Genomic DNA, 22,781 nt, shown 5'->3' with positions numbered 1-22,781 from the left:
GTTATGGATATTAATCTGTTTGATTTTCATTTACCAGAAGAACTTATTGCACAAGTCCCATTAGAAGAGCGTGAAACATCAAGATTAATGGTGTTAGACCGTGAAACAGGCGATATTGAGCATAAACATTTTACGGACATTCTTTCTTACTTACATGAGGGGGATTGCTTAGTTTTAAATGAAACGAAAGTAATGCCTGCTCGTCTGCACGGTGTGAAAGAAGATACAGGCGCACACATTGAAGTACTGCTTTTAAAACAAGAAGAAGGCGATAAGTGGGAGACGCTTGTTAAGCCAGCGAAACGTGTAAAAGAAGGAACTGTTATCTCTTTTGGCGAAGGAAAATTAAAAGCAACTTGCACAGGAACTGCAGATCAAGGTGGACGTCAGCTTGAATTTTCATATGACGGCATCTTCTATGAAATTTTAGATGAACTTGGAGAAATGCCACTTCCTCCATATATTAAGGAAACGCTGGAAGATCGCGATCGCTATCAAACAGTATATGCGAAAGAAATCGGTTCAGCAGCAGCGCCGACAGCAGGACTTCACTTTACAGAAGAGTTACTGGAGAAGTTAAAACAAAAAGGCGTTGAGTTAGCTTTCATTACACTTCACGTAGGGCTTGGAACATTTAGACCAGTTTCTGCTGATACGATTGAAGAACACCATATGCACGCAGAATATTACCATATGTCTGAAGAGACGGCGGCATTATTAAACCGTGTAAAAGAGAATGGTGGACGTATTATTACGGTAGGTACGACTTCAACTCGTACGTTAGAAACAATTGCGACAGATCATGACGGCAAGCTTTGTGCTGCTTCTGGTTGGACAGACATTTTCATGTACCCAGGTTATGAATTTAAAGCAATTGATGGTTTAATTACAAACTTCCATTTACCGAAATCAACATTAATTATGCTTGTAAGTGCATTTGCAAACAGAGATAATGTACTTCATGCTTATAATGAAGCAGTAAAAGAAAAATATCGTTTCTTTAGCTTTGGTGATGCAATGTTCGTTGCCTCTCACGCTAAAATGGGAAACAAATAAAAGGAGTAAATTATGACAGCAATTCGTTATGAATTTATTAAAACTTGTAAACAAACAGGTGCCCGTTTAGGACGTGTGCATACGCCGCACGGTTCATTTGATACACCAACATTTATGCCAGTTGGTACACTTGCAACAGTTAAGACAATGTCACCAGAAGAATTAAAAGCAATGGATTCTGGCATTATTTTAAGTAATACGTATCATTTATGGCTACGTCCAGGTCACGAAATCATTCGTGAAGCAGGCGGTTTGCATAAATTTATGAACTGGGATCGTGCAATCTTAACGGACTCTGGTGGTTTCCAAGTATTCAGTTTAAGTGACTTCCGTCGTATTGAAGAGGAAGGCGTTCACTTCCGTAATCACTTAAATGGAGATAAATTATTCTTATCACCAGAAAAAGCAATGGAAATTCAAAATGCATTAGGATCAGATATTATGATGGCATTTGATGAATGTCCTCCATTCCCAGCTACTTTTGAATATATGAAGAAGTCTGTAGAGCGTACAAGCCGCTGGGCAGAGCGTTGTTTAAAAGCGCATGAACGTCCACAAGATCAAGGTTTATTTGGTATTGTACAGGGTGGGGAGTTCGAAGAGCTTCGTCGTCAAAGTGCAAAAGACCTTGTTTCAATGGACTTCCCTGGTTACGCGGTAGGTGGTTTATCTGTAGGTGAGCCGAAAGATATTATGAACCGTGTACTTGAGTTTACAACACCACTTCTTCCAGACAATAAGCCACGTTACTTAATGGGAGTAGGTTCTCCTGACTCATTAATCGATGGTGCAATTCGTGGTATCGATATGTTTGACTGCGTACTTCCAACTCGTATCGCTCGAAATGGTACATGTATGACAAGTGAAGGCCGTCTAGTTGTCAAAAATGCGAAATTCGCAAGAGACTTCGGTCCGCTTGATCCAAACTGTGATTGCTATACATGTAAAAATTACTCTCGTGCGTACATTCGTCACTTAATGAAATGTGATGAAACGTTCGGAATTCGTTTAACGTCTTATCACAACCTTCATTTTCTGTTAAACTTAATGGAGCAGGTGAGACAAGCTATTCGTGAAGACCGTCTTGGCGATTTCCGCGAAGAATTCTTTGAACAGTATGGCTTTAATAAACCGAATGCTAAAAACTTCTAATACATAATTTAAAAGGAGGAACAAAAGATGAATCCAGGTATGATGAATATCGTTATGATCGTTGCGATGTTTGCGATTTTCTATTTCTTATTAATTCGCCCGCAACAAAAACGTCAAAAAGCAGTTGCTCAAATGCAAAGTGAGTTAAAAAAAGGTGATGCTATCGTAACAATCGGTGGCTTACACGGTACAATCGAATCAGTAGATGAGACGAAAATCGTTATTAAATCTGGTGGTTCACACTTAACTTTCGATCGTAATGCGATTCGTGAAGTTGTGAAAAACTAATGAGGAAGGCCCTGCATGAAATGTGCAGGGCCTTTTTTTAGTTATTTTGTTTGGACATATTTACACCGAAAATGCCACCAAGTGTACTCGCGCCCATTAATGCTAATTGGTAAAGTAACTGTGAGTTCGATAAAGTTTGAGAGAAACCTAAATAGTTAACTAGAAAAACAAGTATAGTGAATGTAAGTCCTGTTGTGAAGCCTACTAGCCAACCTTTCCCTTGTGCTTTTTTGCCGGCAGAAAACCCGGATATAAGCATAGACAAAAGTGCTAGTATAAAAATAGTAACAGCTAATGTTCCTTCATTCATATCTGTAAATTTTAATAAAAGAGCCATAATCATGCTAGTAACTGTTGCGAGAATTAATAGGATAACGATACCGAAGCCGATTGCAGTTGATAATTTTTTCGTTCCATCCATTTATACATTCCCCCTTTTTAATACAAGCATATTTTCCTTTTGCCTAAGTTAGACTATTTTCTTTTTTATAGGGGAGTCTATACGTAAAAAGGAGATGTAGAAATGGAATGGGTATCAATCATTGGCCGGACGATGCTTTTGTATATCATCATCTTAATTATTTTTCGTCTTATGGGTAAGCGTGAAATTGGAGAGCTAAGTGTATTAGATTTAGTCGTATTCATTATGCTTGGTGAAATGGCAGTAGTCGCAATTGAAAATACCGATAAATCACTTTGGCACCAATTAGTTCCAATGACTTTTCTTATGTGTATACAAATTATTTTGTCAGTTATTTCGTTAAAGTATCAACGATTTCGGCATTTAATAGAAGGTGAGCCGGCTATTCTTGTAAATGCGGGAAAGATTGATGAAAAGAAGATGAGAAAGCAACGTTATAATATAGATGATTTAATGATGCAATTAAGGGAACAAGGAGTTGGAGACATCCGGGATGTAGAATACGCTATTTTAGAACCATCTGGGAAGTTATCTGTCTTTCAAAAACAAAAAGGCGGGCAGGATGCATTGCAGTTTACGCTTCCTCTTATTATCGATGGCGAAATTCAATCGAATCATTTACAAATGATTGAACATACAGATGAGTGGCTCGTTGAAAAATTAAAAAACTTAGGCTATAACGATGTAACAAAAATTTTATACTGTAGCTTTCAAAATGGACAATTTTTTGTTGATTTGAAAGAAAACTAGAGGCTTACTATATGGAATAGTAAGCCTATTTACTTCAAAAATGAAAGTTTTCGAATGATAGGGAGACGACTTAACTCTTCTTTTCGAATGAGCTTGAAAATGAAGAGGAGCACAATATAAACGAGTGTTGTTAAAGCGATTTCCCATAATGTTTGTATGCCAAGTGAATGAGAGAAAACTATATACTTATGAAGGTAAAAACCGAAGGAGCCTGCGATACCGATGGCAAGTCCGCCAAAAATATAGTCTTTTGCGTAAATGGTAAATGTAATTTTCTTTAAAACAGTAGCATAATGAAGAAATGTTACCGTTACGATATTTGCTGCAATTGCAAGGGCAACCCCCATCATTTGAAACTCTGGCCTTGAAGCTAGTACGAAAATAACGATTAATTTCACGATTGCACCAATAAACGTATTCATCATGGCCGCACGTGCTAAGTTTAAAGCTTGTAAAACAGAGGTAAGTGGACTTTGAAAATAATGAAATAAAAAGCAAGGTGCAAGAAGCTGGATGAACGCTGTTGCACTATCCGATCCATACATAAGAGTTAAAACAGGAGAAGCAAATACGTATAATATAACGACTGACCACCCGCCAGTAATGAGTGAGATCCGAAGAGCTTGTTGTAAGCGGTGTTCTACTAATTTATGCTGTCTTTTTGCCATTGCCTCGCTAATAGATGGAACGAGTGCTGTCGAAAGAGCGTATGTAATAAAGGCTGGTAGTGAAAGAAGCGGGAATGCATACCCGTTTAATATACCGTATTGCTGAGTTGCGACGGAGGCAGCAACGCCGGCAATCGCTAAGCTTTGCATAACGACGATAGGTTCAAAAAAATAGGAAACGGAACCGATTAAACGACTTCCTGTAGTTGGAAGTGCAATATCCATAAGAGAATAAAATGTCCCCTTGCTTTCCTTTACAGTAGTGAAAAATCCCGAGCGTATAGATAAATGTTTTTCGCGCTGGAATAAAGTGAGTAAAAATAATAACGATGCCACTTCACCGAGAACGGCTGATAACATAGCACCAGCTGCAGCATATTCTACGCCGTAAGGTAAAAATAATTGAATACATATAGCGATAATTGTAATGCGGACAATTTGTTCTATCACTTGGGCGTAAGCGCTAGGTTTCATATTTTGTTTCCCTTGGAAATAGCCACGTAAAACAGAAGAAACAGCAATAACAGGAACGACAGGCAAAATGGCCATTAATGGATAGTACGTTCGTTCATCAGTTAATAATGTTTTTGCTAAAATAGGTGTGAGGAGCATAATTCCAATTGTTAAAATGATACTAATAACAGATGTAACAGCTAATGATACTGTTAATATTTTTTTAACTTTTTGTTTATCATTCACAGCTTCTGCTTCTGCTACAAATTTTGCGATTGCGACAGGAAGACCGATTTGTGTTAATGTAATTGCTAGAATAAATGTAGGGACGGCCATCATATAAAGGCCAACGCCTTCTTCTCCTAAAATACGTGCCATTACAATACGATTAATAAATCCTAGAATTTTGGTAATAAAGCCGGCTATCATTAAAATAAATGCGCCTTTTAAAAAGCTTTGTCTCGTCATGGTCTTCTCCTACCTTCTCAAAATCAGTGGAATGATTTACAATAATTTATATGCACGTACGAGACAAGAATGACAAGCATTTAAGAGAGTACTCTTGAAAGTAGTTATTGCTGTCCATTAGAGCGGGATTAAAAGCGACTTTTCGTGCTGAAATAAGAAGGAGATGTTATATATGTTAGATAGAGAGGCTTTGGTAGAATCATACCGCGGACAGTTACAAGTCGTTTTAGAAAGTAAAGTAGAAGAGTTCCAAATGTTCGGCTACGACCGAGTAACAGATGATGACATTTGGAAGTTTCTTAAAGTGAAAAAGTGGAAGAAGATAGACAGTGACGTTAGATTGTATGAATTAGTTAATGATGTATTAACAGTAACAGCTAATGAATATATGACGTATTTAACTGTTGAAGCATATCAAGCCCCGCTTTGGTCATTTGATGAATATGAAAATAAATAACCGACTGCAATTGGTTTGTTCTTCCTTTTGCAGTATAATGATAGGTATTGATAATGAGGAAATAATTATGTCTAAGATCATATATAAAGGAGGTAGTGAAGAGAGAAAACAAATAATGAAAGTGTAGGTAATGTGAAAAACTTACCGACACAGCTGGTGAGGAACTAGCAAAATTATAGAAAGGAAGTCTACTAACTAGGCGTATGCACACGTGTGAAGGTGAATCGTAAAAGATTTATTTGAAGTGTTAGTAGCGGAAAGAGGGTACATATGGCAAAGCGTGGTACGAGAATTGCCGCCTTTTTCCTCATCGTTTTATTAATCGGTGGAGTAATTGGTGCGGCAGGAAAAGACATAGCAAAAGGAATTAGTCTAGGACTAGACCTTCGCGGTGGTTTTGAAATTCTTTATGAAGTAAAACCAGCCAAAAAAGGTGATAAAATTGACCGAGAGGCACTTGTAAGTACAGTAGGTGCTCTTGAAAATCGTGTCAATGTACTTGGTGTAAGTGAACCGAACATTCAAATTGAAGGGCAAGACCGAATTCGTGTACAGCTTGCTGGTGTACAAGATCAGCAAAAAGCACGTGAAATGTTATCAACACAAGCGAAATTAACATTCCGTGATGTAGATGACAACCTTCTTATGGATGGAACGGATTTAAAAGGCGGCGGAGCGAAGCAAACATTTGATGAGCAAGGTCGTGCGAGTGTAGGTCTTACACTAAAAAGCGCTGAAAAATTCCGTGAAGTAACTGAAAAAATTTCAAAAATGCCACCACCAACGAATTTAATGGTAATTTGGCTTGATTTTGAAGAAGGAAAAGATTCGTACAAAGCAGAATCTGCAAAACCGAATCCGAAGTTCTTATCAGCAGCAACAGTAAACCAAGTGTTTAACCAAGCTGAAGTATCTATCGTGGGTGGAAACTTTACAGTTGAAAGCGCGAAACAACTTTCATCTTTATTAAATGCAGGTGCACTTCCTGTTGATTTAAAAGAAATGTATTCAACATCTGTTGGAGCGAAGTTTGGTCAACAAGCGTTAGAGCAAACAATTTTCGCTAGTGCGATTGGTATCGCTCTTATTTTCTTATTTATGCTTGTATTCTACCGTTTACCAGGACTTGTAGCGGTTATTATGTTAGGTTTATACATTTTCGTTACATTACTTGTCTTTAACTGGATGCATGCAGTTCTTACGTTGCCAGGTATTGCGGCGTTAGTGCTCGGGGTAGGTATCGCGGTTGATGCGAATATTATTACGTACGAGAGACTGAAAGAAGAGCTGAAAATTGGTAAGTCAATGATGTCGGCATTCCGTGCTGGTAACCATCGTTCATTAGCAACCATTTTAGATGCGAACATTACAACACTTGCAGCAGCTGGTGTATTATTCGTTTATGGTAATAGCTCTGTAAAAGGGTTCGCAACAAGTTTAATCGTAAGTATTTTAGTCGGTTTTATTACGAACGTATTCGGTACTCGTTTCTTACTAAGTTTACTTGTAAAGAGCCGTTACTTCGATAAAAAACCAGGATACTTTGGTGTGAAACAAAAGGATATTATTCCATTAACAAAAGGTGTAGTACATCCACCGACAAGATTTGATCGTATTAACTTCGTAAATGTCGGTCATAAATTCCTTATCTTCTCGCTGGTAGTTGTAATTGCAGGTGCAATTATTTTACCAATTTTCAAATTGAATCTTGGTATTGACTTTGCGAGTGGTACACGTATCGACTTGCAATCAAAACAAGCAGTTACTGTGTCTGATGTTCATAAAGATTTTAAAGAATTGAACATTGACGTGAAGGAAGAAAATATTGTACCGACTGGAGATGACAATAAAGGATTCGCAGTTCGTACATTAGGTGTTCTATCAAAAGATGAAATTGCGAAAACAAAAACATTCTTCCACGATAAATATGGTACAGATCCAAACGTAAGTACAGTTTCACCAACAATCGGGAAAGAGATTGCACGAAATGCATTTATCGCAGTATTAATTGCTTCTGCGGTTATCATTTTATACGTAAGTATTCGTTTCCGATTTACGTATGCATTATCTGCAGTACTTGCATTATTACATGATGCATTCGTTATGATTGTTATATTTAGTATTTTCCAGTTAGAGGTAGACTTAACGTTTATCGCTGCGGTATTAACAATCATTGGTTATTCTATTAATGACTCGATCGTTACATTTGATAGAAACCGTGAATTATACAAACAGAAAAAACGAGTACGTGATATAAAAGACTTAGAAGAAATCGTAAATGCAAGTATTCGTCAAACGCTTGGTCGTTCGATTAATACTGTACTAACAGTGCTATTCCCAGTAATTGCATTGCTTATCTTCGGTAGTGAGTCACTACGTAACTTCTCGTTTGCGTTACTTGTTGGATTAGTTGTAGGTACGTATTCTTCTGTTTTCGTTGCTTCTCAAATTTGGTTAATGCTTGAAAACCGTCGTTTGAAAAAGGGCAAAAACAAGAAAAAGGTTGAGAAAGTAGAATCTGAACCGCAAGTATAAAAAAGATGATGTCTCTTTATGAGGCATCTCTTTTTTCGTTTGTGGATACAATAAGATAGCGACTTTGAAATGGGAAATGGAAGAAAGTGGTGATGGTATCGCTGTTTTTGTTACAATAAAGTGAAACTTTAATCAGTGGGGGGGCTTCATCCCCCCACTGATTATTAGTTGAACCAATCGGACTTTTATGGGCAGCCCGACCCCCACCTAAATTTTTTGCTTTCACTGAATTTTGAGGTAGGGGTCTTACTGCCCATTAAAGTGGGATAAAAAGATAGGTTAAGAAAAGAAGGGATTTTAATAATGGAAAAAGATGAACGTTTTAAACAGGCCGAGTTTGGTGCTATTGTCGGGATCGTTGGTAATATTATATTAGCGATTGTAAAGGCGGTAATTGGTTATATTGGAAACAGTAAAGCGCTATTAGCGGATGCTGTGCATTCTGCATCAGATGTAATTGGTTCGCTAGCTGTACTGTTTGGATTACGAGCAGCGAAGCAGCCGCCCGATGAAGATCATCCGTATGGTCACGGTAAAGCGGAATCGATTTCAGCGATTATTGTTGCAGTATTATTATTTATTGTGGGAATCGAGATAGCGATTTCGTCCATAAAAGCTTTTTCGCAGGAACTAGAACCGCCGAAGGGAATTACGATTTTTGCTGTTGTTCTTTCGATTATTGTGAAAGAAGGAATGTTTCAATATAAATTTCGATTAGGGAAAAGGGTAAATAGCGATGCAATTATTGCAAATGCATATGAGCACCGTTCGGATGTATTTTCTTCAATTGCAGCTTTAATCGGTATTTGTGCAGCGATTATTGGTGGTAAGTTCGGGTTAGATTGGCTTGTGTATGCCGATCCAATTGCAGGATTATTTGTTTCACTTCTTGTTGCAAAAATGGCATGGAGTATTGGGGCAGAAGCAATTCATGCAACGCTTGATCATGTTCTTCATGAGGAAGATGTTATTCCGCTTAGAGAAGCAATACTTCAAATAGATGGTGTGAAAAAAATCGGTTCGTTATATGCAAGGGAGCATGGTCATTACGTTATTGTAGATATTAAAGTTTCTGTAGATCCATATATTACTGTAGAAGAAGGGCATCGCATTGGAAAGCGTGTGAAAGAAACGCTTATGCTGCAAGATAACGTACAAAATGTATTTGTACATATAAATCCGTATTCTCCAAATTAAACATTAGTAACATTTTAGTATACAGATATTACATCGTAGTTTGCATGATATTGTCACCCCTTAATCTGTCTTGTATAATGAACAGGTTAAGGGGTGATTTCGTGTTACAACCGAAGACGCGTTGGAAAGAAAAAGAATATAATAGCGAGCGAGTGAGTGAATTAGCAAGTAAATTACAATTATCACCACTTGTCGTTTCGTTATTCCTCGGTAGAGGACTAGATACAGAAGATAAGATTTTAGATTTTTTAAATACAGAAAATCAAGAATTTCATGATCCGTTTTTATTAGAAGGAATGGATAGAACGGTAGAACGTGTAAATAAGGCGATTCAAAATGGAGAGCAAATATTAATATTTGGTGACTACGATGCGGACGGAGTAAGTAGTACAACTGTTTTATATATTGCCTTACAAGAATTAGGTGCAGACGTAGAATTTTATATCCCAAACCGTTTTACAGAAGGTTATGGACCGAATGAAGAAGCATTTCGTTGGGCGCATAGCGCAGGATTTTCACTCATTATTACTGTCGATACTGGTATCGCAGCTGTACATGAAGCGAAGGTAGCGAAGGAACTTGGGATAGATCTAATTATTACAGATCACCATGAGCCACCACCAGAATTGCCAGAAGCACTTGCGATTATTCACCCGAAATTAGATGGCGGTGTGTATCCGTTTCACTATTTAGCTGGTGTAGGTGTTGCGTTTAAAGTTGCGCATGCACTACTGGGCCGTGTACCAGAACATTTATTAGAAATTGCAGTAATTGGTACGGTAGCCGATTTAGTATCACTTCACGGTGAGAATAGATTGCTAGTGAAGCGCGGTTTAAAACATATGCGCATGACGAAAAATATCGGACTAAAAGCGCTATTTAAAGTTGCTAACGTTTCGCAAAGTGAAATTACAGAAGAGAGTATTGGCTTCTCAATCGCACCTCGTATTAATGCAGTTGGACGTTTAGAAGATGCAACGCCGGCTGTACATCTTTTATTATCAGAGGATCCCGAAGAAGCGAAAGAGCTGGCTGAAGAAATTGATGAGCTGAACAAACTGCGAAAAGATATTGTAAAGCAAATTACAGAAGAAGCTATCGCTGAAGTGGAAACGAATTTCCCTCCTGAAGACAATAAAGTATTAGTGCTTGCAAAAGAAGGATGGAATCCAGGTGTAATTGGAATTGTCGCTTCTAAATTAGTTGAACGTTTTTATCGTCCAACGATTGTATTATGCATTGATCCTGTAAAAGAAACTGCAAAAGGTTCAGCGCGTAGTATTGCAGGATTTGATTTGTTTGCAAACTTGTCAGATTGTAGAGAGTTATTGCCACACTTCGGAGGACATCCGATGGCAGCGGGAATGACGCTACATATGAATGATGTAGATGAATTACGCCGCCGTTTAAATGAACAGGCAGATACAATTTTAACAGAAGAAGATTTTATTCCAATTACAGCTGTCGATGCTTTTTGCAAAGTGGAGGACGTAACACTTGCAGCAATTGAAGATATGCAAAAGTTAGCGCCATTTGGTGTTGGCAATCCAAAGCCACGTATTGCAGTGAAAGATGCGGAGCTAGAAAGTATTCGTGCAATCGGATCAGATGGTTCTCATTTAAAGATGTCTCTTCGTGATGGACAAGCAACATTGGATACAATTGGATTCGGTTTTGGTGCGTACGCGAAAGAAATTTCTCCAGTTGCAAAAGTATCTGTAATAGGAGAAGCGTCTATCAATGAATGGAATAATTTTAAGAAGCCGCAATTAATGGTACAAGATATTGCTGTAGAGGCATGGCAATTATTCGATTGGCGTAGTATGCGTAACGTAGAAGCAAATTTAGCAGAACTTCCGAAAGGGAAAATCACGATGGTGTATTTTTCTGAAGAGGTATTGAATAAATTTTCTTTAGAAGACTATAAAGAGCATATGATGCATGCATCAGAAGTGACCGAGTTAGATGATCAATACATCGTATTACTTGATTTACCAAAAGGGACAGATGAATTAAGAGAGCTATTTAAAGTAGGATTCCCGTCGCGAATTTATACACTATTTTATCAAGAGAATAATCATTTATTTAGTACTGTTCCAACGAGAGAACATTTTAAATGGTACTATTCGTTCTTGAGCCAAAAATCACCATTTTCTTTAAGACAATATGGAGAACAACTATGTCAACATAAAGGTTGGTCAAAAGATACAGTAAATTTCATGACACAGGTGTTTTTTGAGTTAGAATTTGTTACAATAAAAGATGGCGTCATTTTTATGGCAGACAAAAAACAAAAGCGTGATTTAATTGAATCGAACACATATCGTGAGAAAATGAACCACTTACAATTAGAAAAAGAATTGGTTTATAGCACATATCAGCAACTATATACATGGTTTGAAACGATTCGTAATCATAAAGAAGTAGAACAGTTAGGGTAAAGGATTTGTATTTACAAACCTTTTAGATCTGAGGAGGATTCAGAAATATGGATTTCAAGCAACATATCGCAATTGTACCGGATTATCCGAAAGAAGGTATCGTGTTTAAAGACATTACACCGTTAATGAACGACGGTAAAGCATACAAAGCAGCAACAGATGCAATCGTTGAGTATGCAAAAGAAAGAAACATTGATCTTGTAGTAGGACCAGAAGCGCGTGGTTTCATTATCGGTTGCCCAGTTTCTTATGCATTAGAAGTAGGATTTGCGCCAGTTCGTAAATTAGGAAAATTACCACGTGAAGTAATTACAGTTGACTACGGTAAAGAATATGGTAAAGATGTTTTAACAATCCATAAAGATGCAATTAAACCAGGTCAACGCGTATTAATTACAGATGACTTATTAGCTACAGGTGGAACAATTGAAGCGACAATTAAGTTAGTTGAAGAGCTAGGCGGAGTTGTAGCAGGAATTGCATTCTTAGTAGAACTTACTTACTTAGATGGTCGTAAAATGTTAGATGGTTACGATGTATTAGTATTAGAAAAATACTAATCACTATATAGGTAAAACTACGGTGATAAAAAGTACCCGTGAATCTCTTGGAGAGGAGCGGGTACTTTTGTATAATTGAACAAAAAATTATAGTGAAATGTCAGTAAAATCTTTTCCTTTTCACAATTCACAATCATTGGGTTATAATGATAGAATATAATTTATTCTATTCAATAAAGATAAAGTCAATTTTCAATAAAAGGTGATTCGATGGCAAATGAGCAGGTACTAACAGCTGAACAGGTACTCGAGAAAGCAAGTCAATATTTAGTGGATGAAGATATTGAGCTAGTAGCACGTGCCTATGAATATGCACGCGATGCGCATAGCGAACAATACAGAAAATCGGGTGAACCATACATTATTCATCCAATTCAAGTTGCAGGTATTTTAGTTGATTTACACATGGATCCAGCTACAGTATCAGCAGGTTTCTTACATGATGTAGTAGAAGATACAGAGATTACATTAGAAGATATTGAACGGGAATTTAATAAAGAAATTGCTATGCTTGTCGATGGTGTGACAAAGCTTGGAAAGATTAAATATAAATCTCATGAGCAACAACAAGCAGAAAACCATCGCAAAATGTTTATTGCAATGGCTCAAGATATTCGAGTTATTTTAATTAAACTAGCTGATCGTCTTCATAACATGCGTACATTGAAACATTTGCCTCAAGAGAAGCAGCGTCGCATTGCGAATGAAACGTTAGAAATCTTTGCACCTTTAGCACATAGACTCGGAATTAGTACTATTAAATGGGAGCTAGAGGATACGTCACTTCGCTACTTAAATCCACAGCAATATTATCGTATTGTAAATTTAATGAAGCGTAAACGTGCAGAACGTGAAGAGTATTTAGAGGAAGTAATGACTGGTATTCGTGAGAAATTAGATGAAGTTGCAATTCAACCTGAAATTTCTGGAAGACCAAAACATATTTACAGCATTTATCGTAAAATGGCACTGCAAAATAAACAGTTCAATGAAATTTACGATTTATTAGCTGTACGTGTCGTTGTAAATAGTATTAAAGATTGCTATGCAGTACTTGGAATTATTCATACGTGCTGGAAGCCGATGCCAGGTCGTTTTAAAGATTATATTGCAATGCCGAAAGCAAACCTATATCAATCTCTTCATACGACTGTAATTGGGCCGAAAGGTGATCCGCTTGAAGTACAAATTCGTACGAAAGAAATGCATGAGATCGCAGAATTCGGGATCGCGGCACACTGGGCGTATAAAGAAGGAAAAACAGCAGAAACAGCAGGTACATTAGAGAAGAAACTTACATGGTTCCGTCAAATATTAGAATGGCAAAATGAAGCTTCTAATGCAGAAGAGTTTATGGAGTCATTAAAAATTGATTTATTCTCTGACATGGTATTCGTCTTTACACCGAAAGGCGATGTAATGGAATTACCACTTGGATCTGTTCCAATTGACTTTGCATATCGTGTGCATTCAGAAATTGGAAATAAAACAATTGGTGCAAAAGTAAACGGGAAAATGGTGACGCTTGATTATAAATTAAAAACAGGTGACATCATTGAGATTTTAACATCGAAGCATTCGTATGGACCAAGTCAAGATTGGGTGAAACTTGCTCAAACATCTCATGCAAAAAACAAAATACGTCAGTTCTTTAAGAAACAACGTAGAGATGAAAATATTGAAAAAGGCCGTGAACTTGTTGAGAAAGAAGTGCGTAGCCTAGAGTATGAGATGAAAGAAGTGTTAGCTCCTGACAATTTAAAACGAGTTGCTGAAAAATTCAACTTTGCAAATGAAGAAGATATGTTTGCGGCAGTTGGATATAATGGCATCACTGCATCGCAAATTGTTACGCGACTAACGGACAAGTTCCGTAAGCAACGTGAAGAAGAAGAGATTGTTGAAGTTAAAGAAGTTCGTAAACCGATGAAAATTCGAAAATGGGACTCTGGCGTTAAAGTAAGTGGTGCAGATAATTTATTAATTCGTTTATCAAAATGCTGTAACCCAGTTCCTGGCGATGATATCGTTGGATATATTACGAAAGGCCGAGGCGTATCGATTCACCGTCGTGACTGTGTAAATGTTCATACAGAAGAAGCTATAGAACGTTTATTAGAAGTAGAGTGGGAAGGTAGCCCTGAAAAAGAAATTGAGTATAACGTTGATATTGAAATTTCAGGTTACGATCGTCGTGGTTTATTAAACGAAGTATTACAAGCTGTTACAGAGACGAAAACGTACATTTCGGCAGTTTCTGGTAGAAGTGACCGTAATAAGATGGCAACAATTAATATGTCAATCTCTATTCGTAACTTACAGCACTTGAAAAAAGTAGTAGAACGCATTAAACGTGTTCCAGAAATTTATGCAGTACGACGCATGATGCATTAATAGGGAGTGTAGAAAAGATGAGAGTTGTTTTACAACGATCAAAGGAAGCGTCTGTCACAGTAGACGGTGAGATCGTAGGACAAATTCCGTTCGGTTTAACATTACTAGTTGGCATTACGCATGAAGATACAGAAAAAGATGCAACTTACATTGCAGAAAAAATTGCGAACTTACGTATTTTTGAAGATGAGAGCGGAAAGATGAACCATTCTGTACTTGATGTAGAAGGACAAGTTCTATCCATTTCGCAATTCACATTATACGGAGATTGCCGCAAGGGAAGACGTCCAAACTTTATGGATGCAGCTAAACCTGACTATGCAGAGCGTTTATATGATTTCTTTAATGAAGAAGTACGTAAGCAAGGATTGCATGTAGAAACAGGGAAGTTCGGAGCAATGATGGATGTTTCTTTAATCAATGATGGTCCGGTGACCTTAATTGTGGAAAGTAAATAGTGTTGCTGAAGAAGAGAGGGTGATATCATCCTCTCTTTTTATACATTGTTGTATGTTTTGTTCATTTATCCCGCTATTTGGATTCTTATTTTTAGAATTAATAGCTGTTTCAGTTATGTATAACTCTCTAATCAATATGGAACAATAAAAAGTAAAACATCCATATTGAATGTGAGGGATATACGTATGCGTATGAATGAAAAAGGGCATTCTGTTACAAATGGTGCAAATCAACTGTTTAACGTAAATTTTCATGATTTTATTTCAAAAGAGCAAAACAATACTTCGATGGAGCTTGCTTCTGAGTTTGGCATTTCTCTTCAAGATGTAAAGCGCCTAAAGAAGCAGATTGAACGCTCTTAGAGTACTTGACAATCCTACTCAACAAACGTATAGTAATTTTATATTTACATATGAATATAACCGTTGATAGAGAAGAGTAAATGAGACACACATGGAAAGAGAAGAAATGTCTTAGGCTGAAAACATTTCTACATGATGACTAATTGAATGACACTCTAGAGGTTTCAACTTGAACGGCATATACGCTTAGTAGGGATGAACGCACATTTAAGCGTTATTAAAAAAGTGGAAGCATACGTGCTTCAATTAGGGTGGCACCACGGGTATAATACTCTCGTCCCTACTGTTCAAACAGTAGAGGCGGGAGTTTTTTTATTTTTATTAAGATTAAAACAATTTGAGGAGGAACTGAATATGTCTATTCAAATCCCACGCGGAACGCAAGATATTCTTCCAGGCACTGTTGAGTTATGGCAGTATATCGAAGGGCAAGCACGCGAAATTTGCCGTCGTTACAATTATAAAGAAATTCGTACACCAATTTTTGAACACACTGAGCTATTTTTACGTGGTGTTGGTGATACGACAGATATCGTACAAAAAGAAATGTACTCATTCCAAGATCGTGGAGAGCGTAGTTTAACATTGCGTCCAGAAGGTACTGCACCTGTTGTACGTTCTTACGTTGAAAATAAAATGTTCGGTGACGCAACACAACCAACGAAATTATATTATATCGGTCAAATGTTCCGTTACGAAAGACCGCAAGCAGGTCGCTATCGTCAATTCGTACAATTTGGTATTGAAGCAATCGGTAGTAACGACCCTGCAATTGATGCAGAAGTCATTGCACTTGCTGTAGAGTTTTACCGCGGCATGGGCTTGAAAAATATTAAAGTTGTATTAAACAGTTTAGGTGACGCAGCAAGCCGTCAAGCACACCGTGATGCATTAATCGCACACTTTGAGCCACGTATCGGCGAATTCTGTTCTGACTGTCAATCTCGTTTAGAAAAGAACCCTCTTCGAATTTTAGATTGTAAGAAGGACCGTAACCATGAATTAATGGGAACAGCACCATCTATTACAGAATACTTAAATGAAGATTCAGCAGTATACTACGAAAAAGTTCAAGAACTATTAACGATGATGGATGTTCCATTTGAAAAAGATCCGAACTTAGTACGTGGTTTAGACTACTACCAGCACACTGTTTTTGAAATTATGAGTGAAGCAGAAGGTTTCGGTGCTATTACTACATTAAGCGGTGGTGGACGTTACAACGGACTTGTACAAGAAATCGGTGGACCAGAAATGCCAGGTATCGGTTTTGCGATGAGTATTGAACGTTTAATTATGGCACTAAAAGCTGAAAACATTGAATTGCCAATCGAACATAGTATTGATTGTTACGTTGTGGCGCTTGGTGAAAAAGCGAAAGACCATGCTGCAAAAGTTGCGTTTGATCTTCGTAAAGCTGGATTATCAGTTGAAAAAGATTATTTAGACCGCAAAATGAAGGCACAATTTAAATCAGCAGATCGTCTAAAAGCGAAATTTGTAGCTGTATTAGGGGAAGATGAGCTAGATAAAGGCATCATTAACTTAAAAGATATGGCAACAGGCGAGCAAGAAGAAGTAGCGTTAGATGTATTTGCTTCATACGTAGCAGAGAAATTAATATAGGGGGAACTTACAGTGGCTGAAAGAACACATGCATGTGGAAAAGTAACAGTAGAAGCAGTTGGACAGACAGTTCAATTAAAAGGTTGGGTACAAAAACGCCGTGATTTAGGTGGGTTAATCTTTATCGACTTACGTGACCGTACAGGTATTGTACAAGTTGTATTTAACCCAGAAACATCAAAAGAAGCGCTAGAAGTAGCAGAAACAATTCGTAGCGAATACGTATTACACGTAGAAGGTACAGTTGTTGAGCGTGGTGAAGGCGCAATTAATGACAATATGGCAACTGGTCGTATTGAAGTACAAGCAACAAAGGTAAACGTATTAAACGCAGCGAAAACAACGCCAATCATTATTGCTGATGATACAGATGCATCAGAAGATGTGCGTTTAAAATATCGTTATTTAGACTTACGTCGTCCTGTAATGTTCAATACATTCAAAATGCGTCATGACGTAACAAAAACAATTCGTAATTTCTTAGATACAGAAGAGTTCTTAGAAGTAGAAACACCAATTTTAACGAAGAGCACGCCAGAAGGGGCTCGTGACTATTTAGTACCAAGCCGTGTACATGACGGTGAATTCTATGCGTTACCACAGTCTCCACAGCTATTTAAACAGCTTCTTATGGTCGGCGGATTTGAGCGTTACTATCAAGTAGCACGCTGTTTCCGTGACGAAGATTTACGTGCGGACCGTCAGCCAGAATTTACGCAAATCGATATTGAAGCTTCATTCTTAACACAAGAAGAAATTTTAGATATGATGGAGCGCATGATGACGAAAGTTATGAAGGATGCGAAAGGTGTAGAGATTAGTGCACCATTCCCTCGTATGACTTACGCTGATGCAATGGCTCGTTACGGTTCTGATAAGCCAGATACACGCTTTGAAATGGAACTAACAGACTTATCTGAGTTTGCAGCAGGTTGTGGATTTAAAGTGTTTACAAGTGCTGTAGAAAGCGGCGGACAAGTAAAAGCAATTAATGCAAAAGGTGCTGCGAGCAAGTACTCTCGTAAAGACATCGATGCATTAACTGAATTTGTAAAAGTATACGGTGCAAAAGGTTTAGCTTGGCTTAAAGTGGAAGAAGACGGCTTAAAAGGACCGATCGCGAAATTCTTCGGTGAAGAAGATGCAAACGTGTTAATGACTACATTAGAAGCTACTGCTGGTGATTTATTACTATTCGTAGCAGATAAGAAGAGCGTTGTTGCAGATAGCTTAGGTGCACTTCGTTTACGTCTAGGTAAAGAGCTTGAGTTAATTGACGAAAGTAAATATAACTTCCTATGGGTAACGGATTGGCCGCTTCTTGAGTATGATGAAGATGCAGATCGTTACTTCGCAGCTCACCACCCATTCACAATGCCATTCCGTGAAGATGTTGAGCTATTAGAAACAGCACCAGAAAAAGCACGTGCACAAGCATATGACCTTGTATTAAACGGTTACGAGCTTGGTGGTGGATCACTTCGTATTTACGAGCGTGACGTACAAGAAAAAATGTTCAAAGCACTTGGATTCTCACAAGAAGAAGCGCAAGAGCAATTCGGATTCTTATTAGAAGCATTCGAATACGGTACTCCACCACACGGTGGTATTGCATTAGGTTTAGACCGTCTTGTTATGTTACTTGCAGGTCGTACAAACCTTCGTGATACAATTGCATTCCCAAAAACAGCAAGCGCAAGCTGCTTATTAACAGAAGCTCCAAGCCCAGTTGCAGAAGCACAGCTTGAAGAACTGAACTTAAAGTTGAACGTGAAAGAAGAGAAGTAAGAAAAAAGTCTAGATGGTTATACTATAGCCGTCTAGACTTTTTTTGAGAGGTTGTTTAAAAAGTCCGGTTCAGATGGCTGTCGCATCTCGTCGTTACGTATGCTAGCCCGGTGCTCGAGTAGTAACGCTACACTGCGCTCCTCCTGGCTTCAGCGCCTCGATCTGTTCGGCTCTCTGAATCCTTCTTTTTAAACGTGCATTTAGGAAGAAACAAAATCCCGGTTTACACTATGTTTTTATTTTCGAAATATGTATTTTTAGGAATTCTATAACTTTTTCTATACAAATAGTCGGAAAAACGCTAGAATACATGGTAGACCATTTTTGTAATAGGAGTGTAGAGCTGAATGTTACATCAATTTTCACGTAATGAATTAGCCTTCGGTAAAGAAGGACTTGAAATATTAAAAAATAGTACAGTCGGTATTTTAGGAATTGGCGGCGTAGGTTCTTTTGCAGCTGAAGCGTTAGCACGTTCTGGAGTTGGGCGTCTCGTATTAGTAGATAAAGATGTTGTAGATATTACAAACGTAAACCGTCAAATTCACGCTTTAGTATCTACTGTAGGACGTTCAAAAGTAGAATTAATGAAAGAGCGTATTGCAGACATTAACCCAGAGTGTGAAGTAATTGGACTAGAAATGTTTTATACAGATGAAACATATGAAGAGTTCTTTAAACACGGTTTAGACTTTGTAGTGGATGCATCTGATACGATTACGTTCAAAATTCATTTAATTAAACAATGTTTACGTCGTAAAATTAAAATTATCTCAAGTATGGGTGCAGCAAATAAAATGGACCCAACTCGTTTCCGTATTGCGGACATCTCTAAAACACATACAGATCCAATTGCGAAAGTCATTCGTACGAAGCTTCGTAAAGAGGGTATTAAAAAAGGTGTAAAAGTTGTCTTCTCTGACGAAAACCCAATCGTAATTCGTGAAGAAGTACGTAAAGAAATCGTACCAGACGAAAATGCAAAAATTCGTAAAGCGAAATTACCACCTTCATCAAACGCATTCGTACCATCTGTGGCAGGCTTAATTATGGCAAGTCACGTTGTACGTGAACGCATTAAAAACGTAGAAGTGAAACGTGTAGGGCAAGAATAAAAGAAAAGCATATATCCATTTCGGATATATGCTTTTTTATATGTGCTAAAAAAATAGGGGTATTTGCATTGCTACTAGTTCAAATGTAAGCAAGGCCAGTAAGTAATAATCATATTTGTCTGATTTATAACCTGAGGTCTTTTTTAAACTATGAATCGTAAAAAGGCCTAACGTTAGAACGAGAATACTGAGTGTTATTTTGAAGGCTACTAATGAAATGGCAATCAGCTCCTTTCAATCGTATATGTTTATAGTAACATTTAAGTAAAAAATATCCAGTTGATTCAGGGAGTTCTTTGTATAGCAGGTCTATTTATTTTGTAAATATTTGTCGGTAAATCGATATTCCTTGTCGAATAGTCGATATAATTAAAAAATCGTTGATATATTGTAAGTTACGGATATATTCGAAAAATCGCCGATATAATTTCATTTACCAATACGCTATCCATCGAAGAAACAAAAAAAGGATGTCACTTAGCCGGAAAATAGGGCTAGGTGACATCTTTTTTAATTCTCTGCAGAATAAATAATATCTAAATTTCCGTTTTGATCTGTCTTGAAAATGGGAGCGATCTGCTCTTCTTGTTCTTCAACTGAAACGAGTTTTCGAGCGCGGTCCATAATTCTAACGAGCATCGCATAATCTTCTTCGATTGCTTGTTGTTTTTTTGTGAGTACAGCTAATTTAGTTTCGAGCTCATCATTCGTTTTTTGCAAGGAAGTGAGCTGAGTTTGTAATACTTCATTTTCAGTTTGTAACTTTGCGAGTGAAGGATTATTGTGCTCCAAGTTTTGCAAAAACGAGATGACATTTTGCATTGTAAGTTCTTGTTTACTTGGTACAATATCTTCTGAAAACTCAGCATCGATTACGAGTTGTTTCGTTTTTGTGAACTGATCTTTTTCTATTTTAGCTTCAGAGCGCTTTAATTCTTTACGTTGTTTTTTCGCAAGCTGTACCGCATCTTCATAATTCGGTCTTACTTCAGCGTTCCATCTAAAACCGCAAGCTGCGGAAGTGCGGTTTAAAGCATCGCCGACTTCATCGAATGCTTTTATTTGTGTACTGCCGCTGCGAATATGTCGTAAAACAGTTTCTGCTAAAAGGAGATCGTCTTCTTTTGTCCATGCATCTTGACGTGTTTTCATAAGCGAAGCCTCCATAATGGTGACGTTTTCGCTTATGTTACCCTTTATTTTTCGTTTTATTCGAACTTTGTAATCTTTCATATACAGTAGAAAGTGCTTGTTCAAATTTCCCTGTCATTTTCGGTTTATAATATTGTTTGTTTTTTATTTTATCAGGTAAGTATTGCTGCTGTACCCAACCATTTGGATGGTCGTGTGGATATAAGTAGCCAATGCCTCTTCCAAGTGCCTCTGCGCCTTTGTAATTACTATCTTTTAAATGACTTGGGATGTCACCTGTTTGCCCGTTCCGTAAATCGTGTAAGGCAGCGTCAAGTGCTTTATAAGCTGAGTTTGATTTTGGTGATAGGCAAAGCTCAATAACGGCATTTGCAAGTGGTATGCGCGCCTCTGGGAATCCAACGCGTTCAGCTGATTCTATAGCTGCTAGCGTACGCGGTCCAGCTTGCGGGCTAGCAAGTCCAATATCTTCATATGCCATAATAAGAAGACGTCTACCGATGCTTTGCAGATCACCAGCTTCAATAAGACGTGCTAAATAGTGAAGTGCTGCGTTTACATCACTTCCGCGCACTGATTTTTGAAATGCTGATAATACGTCATAATGAGCATCTCCGCCTTTATCGTGAACGAAGCTCTTTTTTTGTAAGCATTCTTCGGCGATTTCCAGCGTAATTTCCGCAGCTTTGTCATCAGTTGTAAAGCTAGATAAAACAGCTAGCTCCAGTGCATTATAAGCGGAACGCATATCTCCACCTGATGCATTTGCGAAGTGATGTAATGCTTCAGGTGTAACAGTTACATCATATTCCCCAAGACCTTTTTCTTTATCTTCAAGTGCTCGTTTTAAGCCAATTAAAAGATCATCTTCTGTTAATGCGTGTAATTCGAAGATTTGACACCGACTTCGAATAGCAGAATTAATAGCATGGAACGGATTACTCGTCGTCGCACCAATTAAGGTAAGGAGTCCACTTTCTAAATGAGGTAATAGAAAATCCTGTTTTGCTTTATCTAGACGGTGTACTTCATCTAAAATTAAAACGAGGTGTCGATGCATCTTTGCCTCTTGTACGACAACTTCCATATCTTTTTTATTGTGAGTAACAGCGTTTAATAGGCGAAAAGGGGTTCCGGTACTTCCTGCAATTGCGCTCGCGATGGATGTTTTTCCAGTGCCTGGAGGACCATATAAAATCATAGATTGAAAATGATTTGCTTGGACCATTCGCCATAAAATTTTTCCTTCACCAACTAAATGTTGTTGTCCGATAATTTCTTGAATATTTGTAGGGCGCATTCGATGTGCGAGTGGTTGTTTCATTTTTACCGTCTCCCTTAATATATAATCTCTTTCTATCGTATCATTTTTTTTAGTGGAATTTGAAATAGGATGCTGTTTTGTGGGAAAAATGAATATTAATATTTTCATTTTTCTT

General features: G+C 37.7%; 19 protein-coding genes and 1 other annotated feature. Of the genes, 15 read left to right on the top strand and 4 right to left on the bottom strand.

Annotation, left to right across the window (positions count from 1 at the left end; all coding sequences use genetic code 11):
* The first annotated feature begins 3 nt into the window (after window positions 1–3).
* Genes queA through yajC form a run of 3 tightly spaced genes read left to right on the top strand, consistent with a single transcriptional unit; the run spans window position 4 to window position 2,496 of the window.
* Complete coding sequence (gene queA, locus MKY00_RS21990) at window positions 4–1,056, top strand: tRNA preQ1(34) S-adenosylmethionine ribosyltransferase-isomerase QueA (protein ID WP_000354028.1); 1,053 nt, start codon at window positions 4–6, stop codon at window positions 1,054–1,056.
* 12 nt (window positions 1,057–1,068) lie between these two features.
* Window positions 1,069–2,208, top strand: coding sequence for a tRNA guanosine(34) transglycosylase Tgt (gene tgt, locus MKY00_RS21985; protein ID WP_000125362.1), 1,140 nt, complete (start codon window positions 1,069–1,071; stop codon window positions 2,206–2,208).
* 27 nt (window positions 2,209–2,235) lie between these two features.
* On the top strand, window positions 2,236–2,496 hold the full coding sequence (gene yajC / locus MKY00_RS21980) for a preprotein translocase subunit YajC (protein ID WP_001068066.1): 261 nt from the start codon (window positions 2,236–2,238) through the stop codon (window positions 2,494–2,496).
* Between the two features lie 37 nt (window positions 2,497–2,533).
* Here the strand turns inward: yajC and MKY00_RS21975 are convergent, their stop codons facing one another.
* Window positions 2,534–2,917, bottom strand: a complete 384-nt coding sequence (locus MKY00_RS21975) for a TIGR04086 family membrane protein (RefSeq protein ID WP_016718530.1) — start codon at window positions 2,915–2,917, stop codon at window positions 2,534–2,536.
* 102 nt (window positions 2,918–3,019) lie between these two features.
* Between MKY00_RS21975 and MKY00_RS21970 the strand changes: the two genes are divergently transcribed.
* Complete coding sequence (locus MKY00_RS21970; RefSeq protein ID WP_000455381.1) at window positions 3,020–3,667, top strand: DUF421 domain-containing protein; 648 nt, start codon at window positions 3,020–3,022, stop codon at window positions 3,665–3,667.
* A 29-nt stretch (window positions 3,668–3,696) separates the two neighbouring features.
* On the opposite strand, the gene spoVB is transcribed toward MKY00_RS21970, so the two are convergent.
* Window positions 3,697–5,256 carry a stage V sporulation protein B gene (gene spoVB, locus MKY00_RS21965; protein WP_016718529.1) on the bottom strand — a complete coding sequence of 520 codons (1,560 nt, stop codon included), beginning with the start codon at window positions 5,254–5,256 and terminating at the stop codon, window positions 3,697–3,699.
* A 172-nt stretch (window positions 5,257–5,428) separates the two neighbouring features.
* On the opposite strand from spoVB, the gene MKY00_RS21960 reads away from it, so the two are divergent.
* The 11 genes from MKY00_RS21960 to MKY00_RS21910 all read left to right on the top strand — a co-directional run bounded on the left by MKY00_RS21960 (window position 5,429) and on the right by MKY00_RS21910 (window position 20,190).
* Window positions 5,429–5,713, top strand: a complete 285-nt coding sequence (locus MKY00_RS21960) for a post-transcriptional regulator (RefSeq protein WP_000886980.1) — start codon at window positions 5,429–5,431, stop codon at window positions 5,711–5,713.
* 270 nt (window positions 5,714–5,983) lie between these two features.
* Window positions 5,984–8,248, top strand: coding sequence for a protein translocase subunit SecDF (gene secDF / locus MKY00_RS21955; RefSeq protein ID WP_016718528.1), 2,265 nt, complete (start codon window positions 5,984–5,986; stop codon window positions 8,246–8,248).
* Window positions 8,249–8,551: 303 nt separating this feature from the next.
* Window positions 8,552–9,445 carry a cation diffusion facilitator family transporter gene (locus MKY00_RS21950; RefSeq protein ID WP_016718527.1) on the top strand — a complete coding sequence of 298 codons (894 nt, stop codon included), beginning with the start codon at window positions 8,552–8,554 and terminating at the stop codon, window positions 9,443–9,445.
* Window positions 9,446–9,546: 101 nt separating this feature from the next.
* Window positions 9,547–11,886, top strand: coding sequence for a single-stranded-DNA-specific exonuclease RecJ (gene recJ, locus MKY00_RS21945; protein WP_016718526.1), 2,340 nt, complete (start codon window positions 9,547–9,549; stop codon window positions 11,884–11,886).
* 47 nt (window positions 11,887–11,933) lie between these two features.
* Window positions 11,934–12,446, top strand: coding sequence for an adenine phosphoribosyltransferase (locus MKY00_RS21940; protein WP_000346219.1), 513 nt, complete (start codon window positions 11,934–11,936; stop codon window positions 12,444–12,446).
* 210 nt (window positions 12,447–12,656) lie between these two features.
* Window positions 12,657–14,840 carry a GTP diphosphokinase gene (gene relA / locus MKY00_RS21935; protein WP_001262814.1) on the top strand — a complete coding sequence of 728 codons (2,184 nt, stop codon included), beginning with the start codon at window positions 12,657–12,659 and terminating at the stop codon, window positions 14,838–14,840.
* Window positions 14,841–14,857: 17 nt separating this feature from the next.
* Window positions 14,858–15,298, top strand: coding sequence for a D-tyrosyl-tRNA(Tyr) deacylase (locus tag MKY00_RS21930; protein WP_001266956.1), 441 nt, complete (start codon window positions 14,858–14,860; stop codon window positions 15,296–15,298).
* 186 nt (window positions 15,299–15,484) lie between these two features.
* Window positions 15,485–15,661 carry a hypothetical protein gene (locus tag MKY00_RS21925; RefSeq protein WP_001242605.1) on the top strand — a complete coding sequence of 59 codons (177 nt, stop codon included), beginning with the start codon at window positions 15,485–15,487 and terminating at the stop codon, window positions 15,659–15,661.
* A gap of 54 nt (window positions 15,662–15,715) precedes the next feature.
* Window positions 15,716–15,946, top strand: a binding site (T-box leader).
* A 69-nt stretch (window positions 15,947–16,015) separates the two neighbouring features.
* A complete protein-coding gene (gene hisS / locus MKY00_RS21920; protein WP_000027087.1) occupies window positions 16,016–17,287 on the top strand; it encodes a histidine--tRNA ligase in 1,272 nt (423 codons plus the stop codon).
* 12 nt (window positions 17,288–17,299) lie between these two features.
* On the top strand, window positions 17,300–19,075 hold the full coding sequence (gene aspS / locus MKY00_RS21915; protein WP_016718525.1) for an aspartate--tRNA ligase: 1,776 nt from the start codon (window positions 17,300–17,302) through the stop codon (window positions 19,073–19,075).
* Window positions 19,076–19,422: 347 nt separating this feature from the next.
* Window positions 19,423–20,190 (top strand): tRNA threonylcarbamoyladenosine dehydratase, encoded by a 768-nt coding sequence (locus tag MKY00_RS21910; RefSeq protein ID WP_000903177.1) that lies wholly within the window; start codon window positions 19,423–19,425, stop codon window positions 20,188–20,190.
* 510 nt (window positions 20,191–20,700) lie between these two features.
* On the opposite strand, the gene MKY00_RS21905 is transcribed toward MKY00_RS21910, so the two are convergent.
* Together MKY00_RS21905 and MKY00_RS21900 are read right to left on the bottom strand one after the other, a co-directional pair.
* Window positions 20,701–21,342, bottom strand: coding sequence for an RsfA family transcriptional regulator (locus tag MKY00_RS21905; protein WP_000857700.1), 642 nt, complete (start codon window positions 21,340–21,342; stop codon window positions 20,701–20,703).
* Between the two features lie 37 nt (window positions 21,343–21,379).
* Window positions 21,380–22,666 carry a replication-associated recombination protein A gene (locus MKY00_RS21900; RefSeq protein ID WP_016718524.1) on the bottom strand — a complete coding sequence of 429 codons (1,287 nt, stop codon included), beginning with the start codon at window positions 22,664–22,666 and terminating at the stop codon, window positions 21,380–21,382.
* Window positions 22,667–22,781 lie beyond the last annotated feature (115 nt).

The organism is Bacillus sp. FSL R9-9834, from assembly GCF_038006905.1.
Classification (GTDB): Bacteria; Bacillota; Bacilli; order Bacillales; family Bacillaceae_G; genus Bacillus_A; species Bacillus_A pacificus.
The sequence above is the reverse complement of the archived record's forward strand: the minus strand, read 5'-3'. Positions and strand labels throughout refer to the sequence as shown.

Excerpts from the sequence above, each read along its gene's own strand:
- queA (WP_000354028.1), top strand. The coding sequence starts at position 4 with ATGGATATTAATCTGTTTGATTTTCATTTACCAGAAGAACTTATTGCA.
- tgt (WP_000125362.1), top strand. The coding sequence starts at position 1,069 with ATGACAGCAATTCGTTATGAATTTATTAAAACTTGTAAACAAACAGGT.
- yajC (WP_001068066.1), top strand. The coding sequence starts at position 2,236 with ATGAATCCAGGTATGATGAATATCGTTATGATCGTTGCGATGTTTGCG.
- MKY00_RS21975 (WP_016718530.1), bottom strand. The coding sequence starts at position 2,917 with ATGGATGGAACGAAAAAATTATCAACTGCAATCGGCTTCGGTATCGTT.
- MKY00_RS21970 (WP_000455381.1), top strand. The coding sequence starts at position 3,020 with ATGGAATGGGTATCAATCATTGGCCGGACGATGCTTTTGTATATCATC.
- spoVB (WP_016718529.1), bottom strand. The coding sequence starts at position 5,256 with ATGACGAGACAAAGCTTTTTAAAAGGCGCATTTATTTTAATGATAGCC.
- MKY00_RS21960 (WP_000886980.1), top strand. The coding sequence starts at position 5,429 with ATGTTAGATAGAGAGGCTTTGGTAGAATCATACCGCGGACAGTTACAA.
- secDF (WP_016718528.1), top strand. The coding sequence starts at position 5,984 with ATGGCAAAGCGTGGTACGAGAATTGCCGCCTTTTTCCTCATCGTTTTA.
- MKY00_RS21950 (WP_016718527.1), top strand. The coding sequence starts at position 8,552 with ATGGAAAAAGATGAACGTTTTAAACAGGCCGAGTTTGGTGCTATTGTC.
- MKY00_RS21940 (WP_000346219.1), top strand. The coding sequence starts at position 11,934 with ATGGATTTCAAGCAACATATCGCAATTGTACCGGATTATCCGAAAGAA.
- relA (WP_001262814.1), top strand. The coding sequence starts at position 12,657 with ATGGCAAATGAGCAGGTACTAACAGCTGAACAGGTACTCGAGAAAGCA.
- MKY00_RS21930 (WP_001266956.1), top strand. The coding sequence starts at position 14,858 with ATGAGAGTTGTTTTACAACGATCAAAGGAAGCGTCTGTCACAGTAGAC.
- MKY00_RS21925 (WP_001242605.1), top strand. The coding sequence starts at position 15,485 with ATGCGTATGAATGAAAAAGGGCATTCTGTTACAAATGGTGCAAATCAA.
- hisS (WP_000027087.1), top strand. The coding sequence starts at position 16,016 with ATGTCTATTCAAATCCCACGCGGAACGCAAGATATTCTTCCAGGCACT.
- MKY00_RS21910 (WP_000903177.1), top strand. The coding sequence starts at position 19,423 with ATGTTACATCAATTTTCACGTAATGAATTAGCCTTCGGTAAAGAAGGA.
- MKY00_RS21905 (WP_000857700.1), bottom strand. The coding sequence starts at position 21,342 with ATGAAAACACGTCAAGATGCATGGACAAAAGAAGACGATCTCCTTTTA.
- MKY00_RS21900 (WP_016718524.1), bottom strand. The coding sequence starts at position 22,666 with ATGAAACAACCACTCGCACATCGAATGCGCCCTACAAATATTCAAGAA.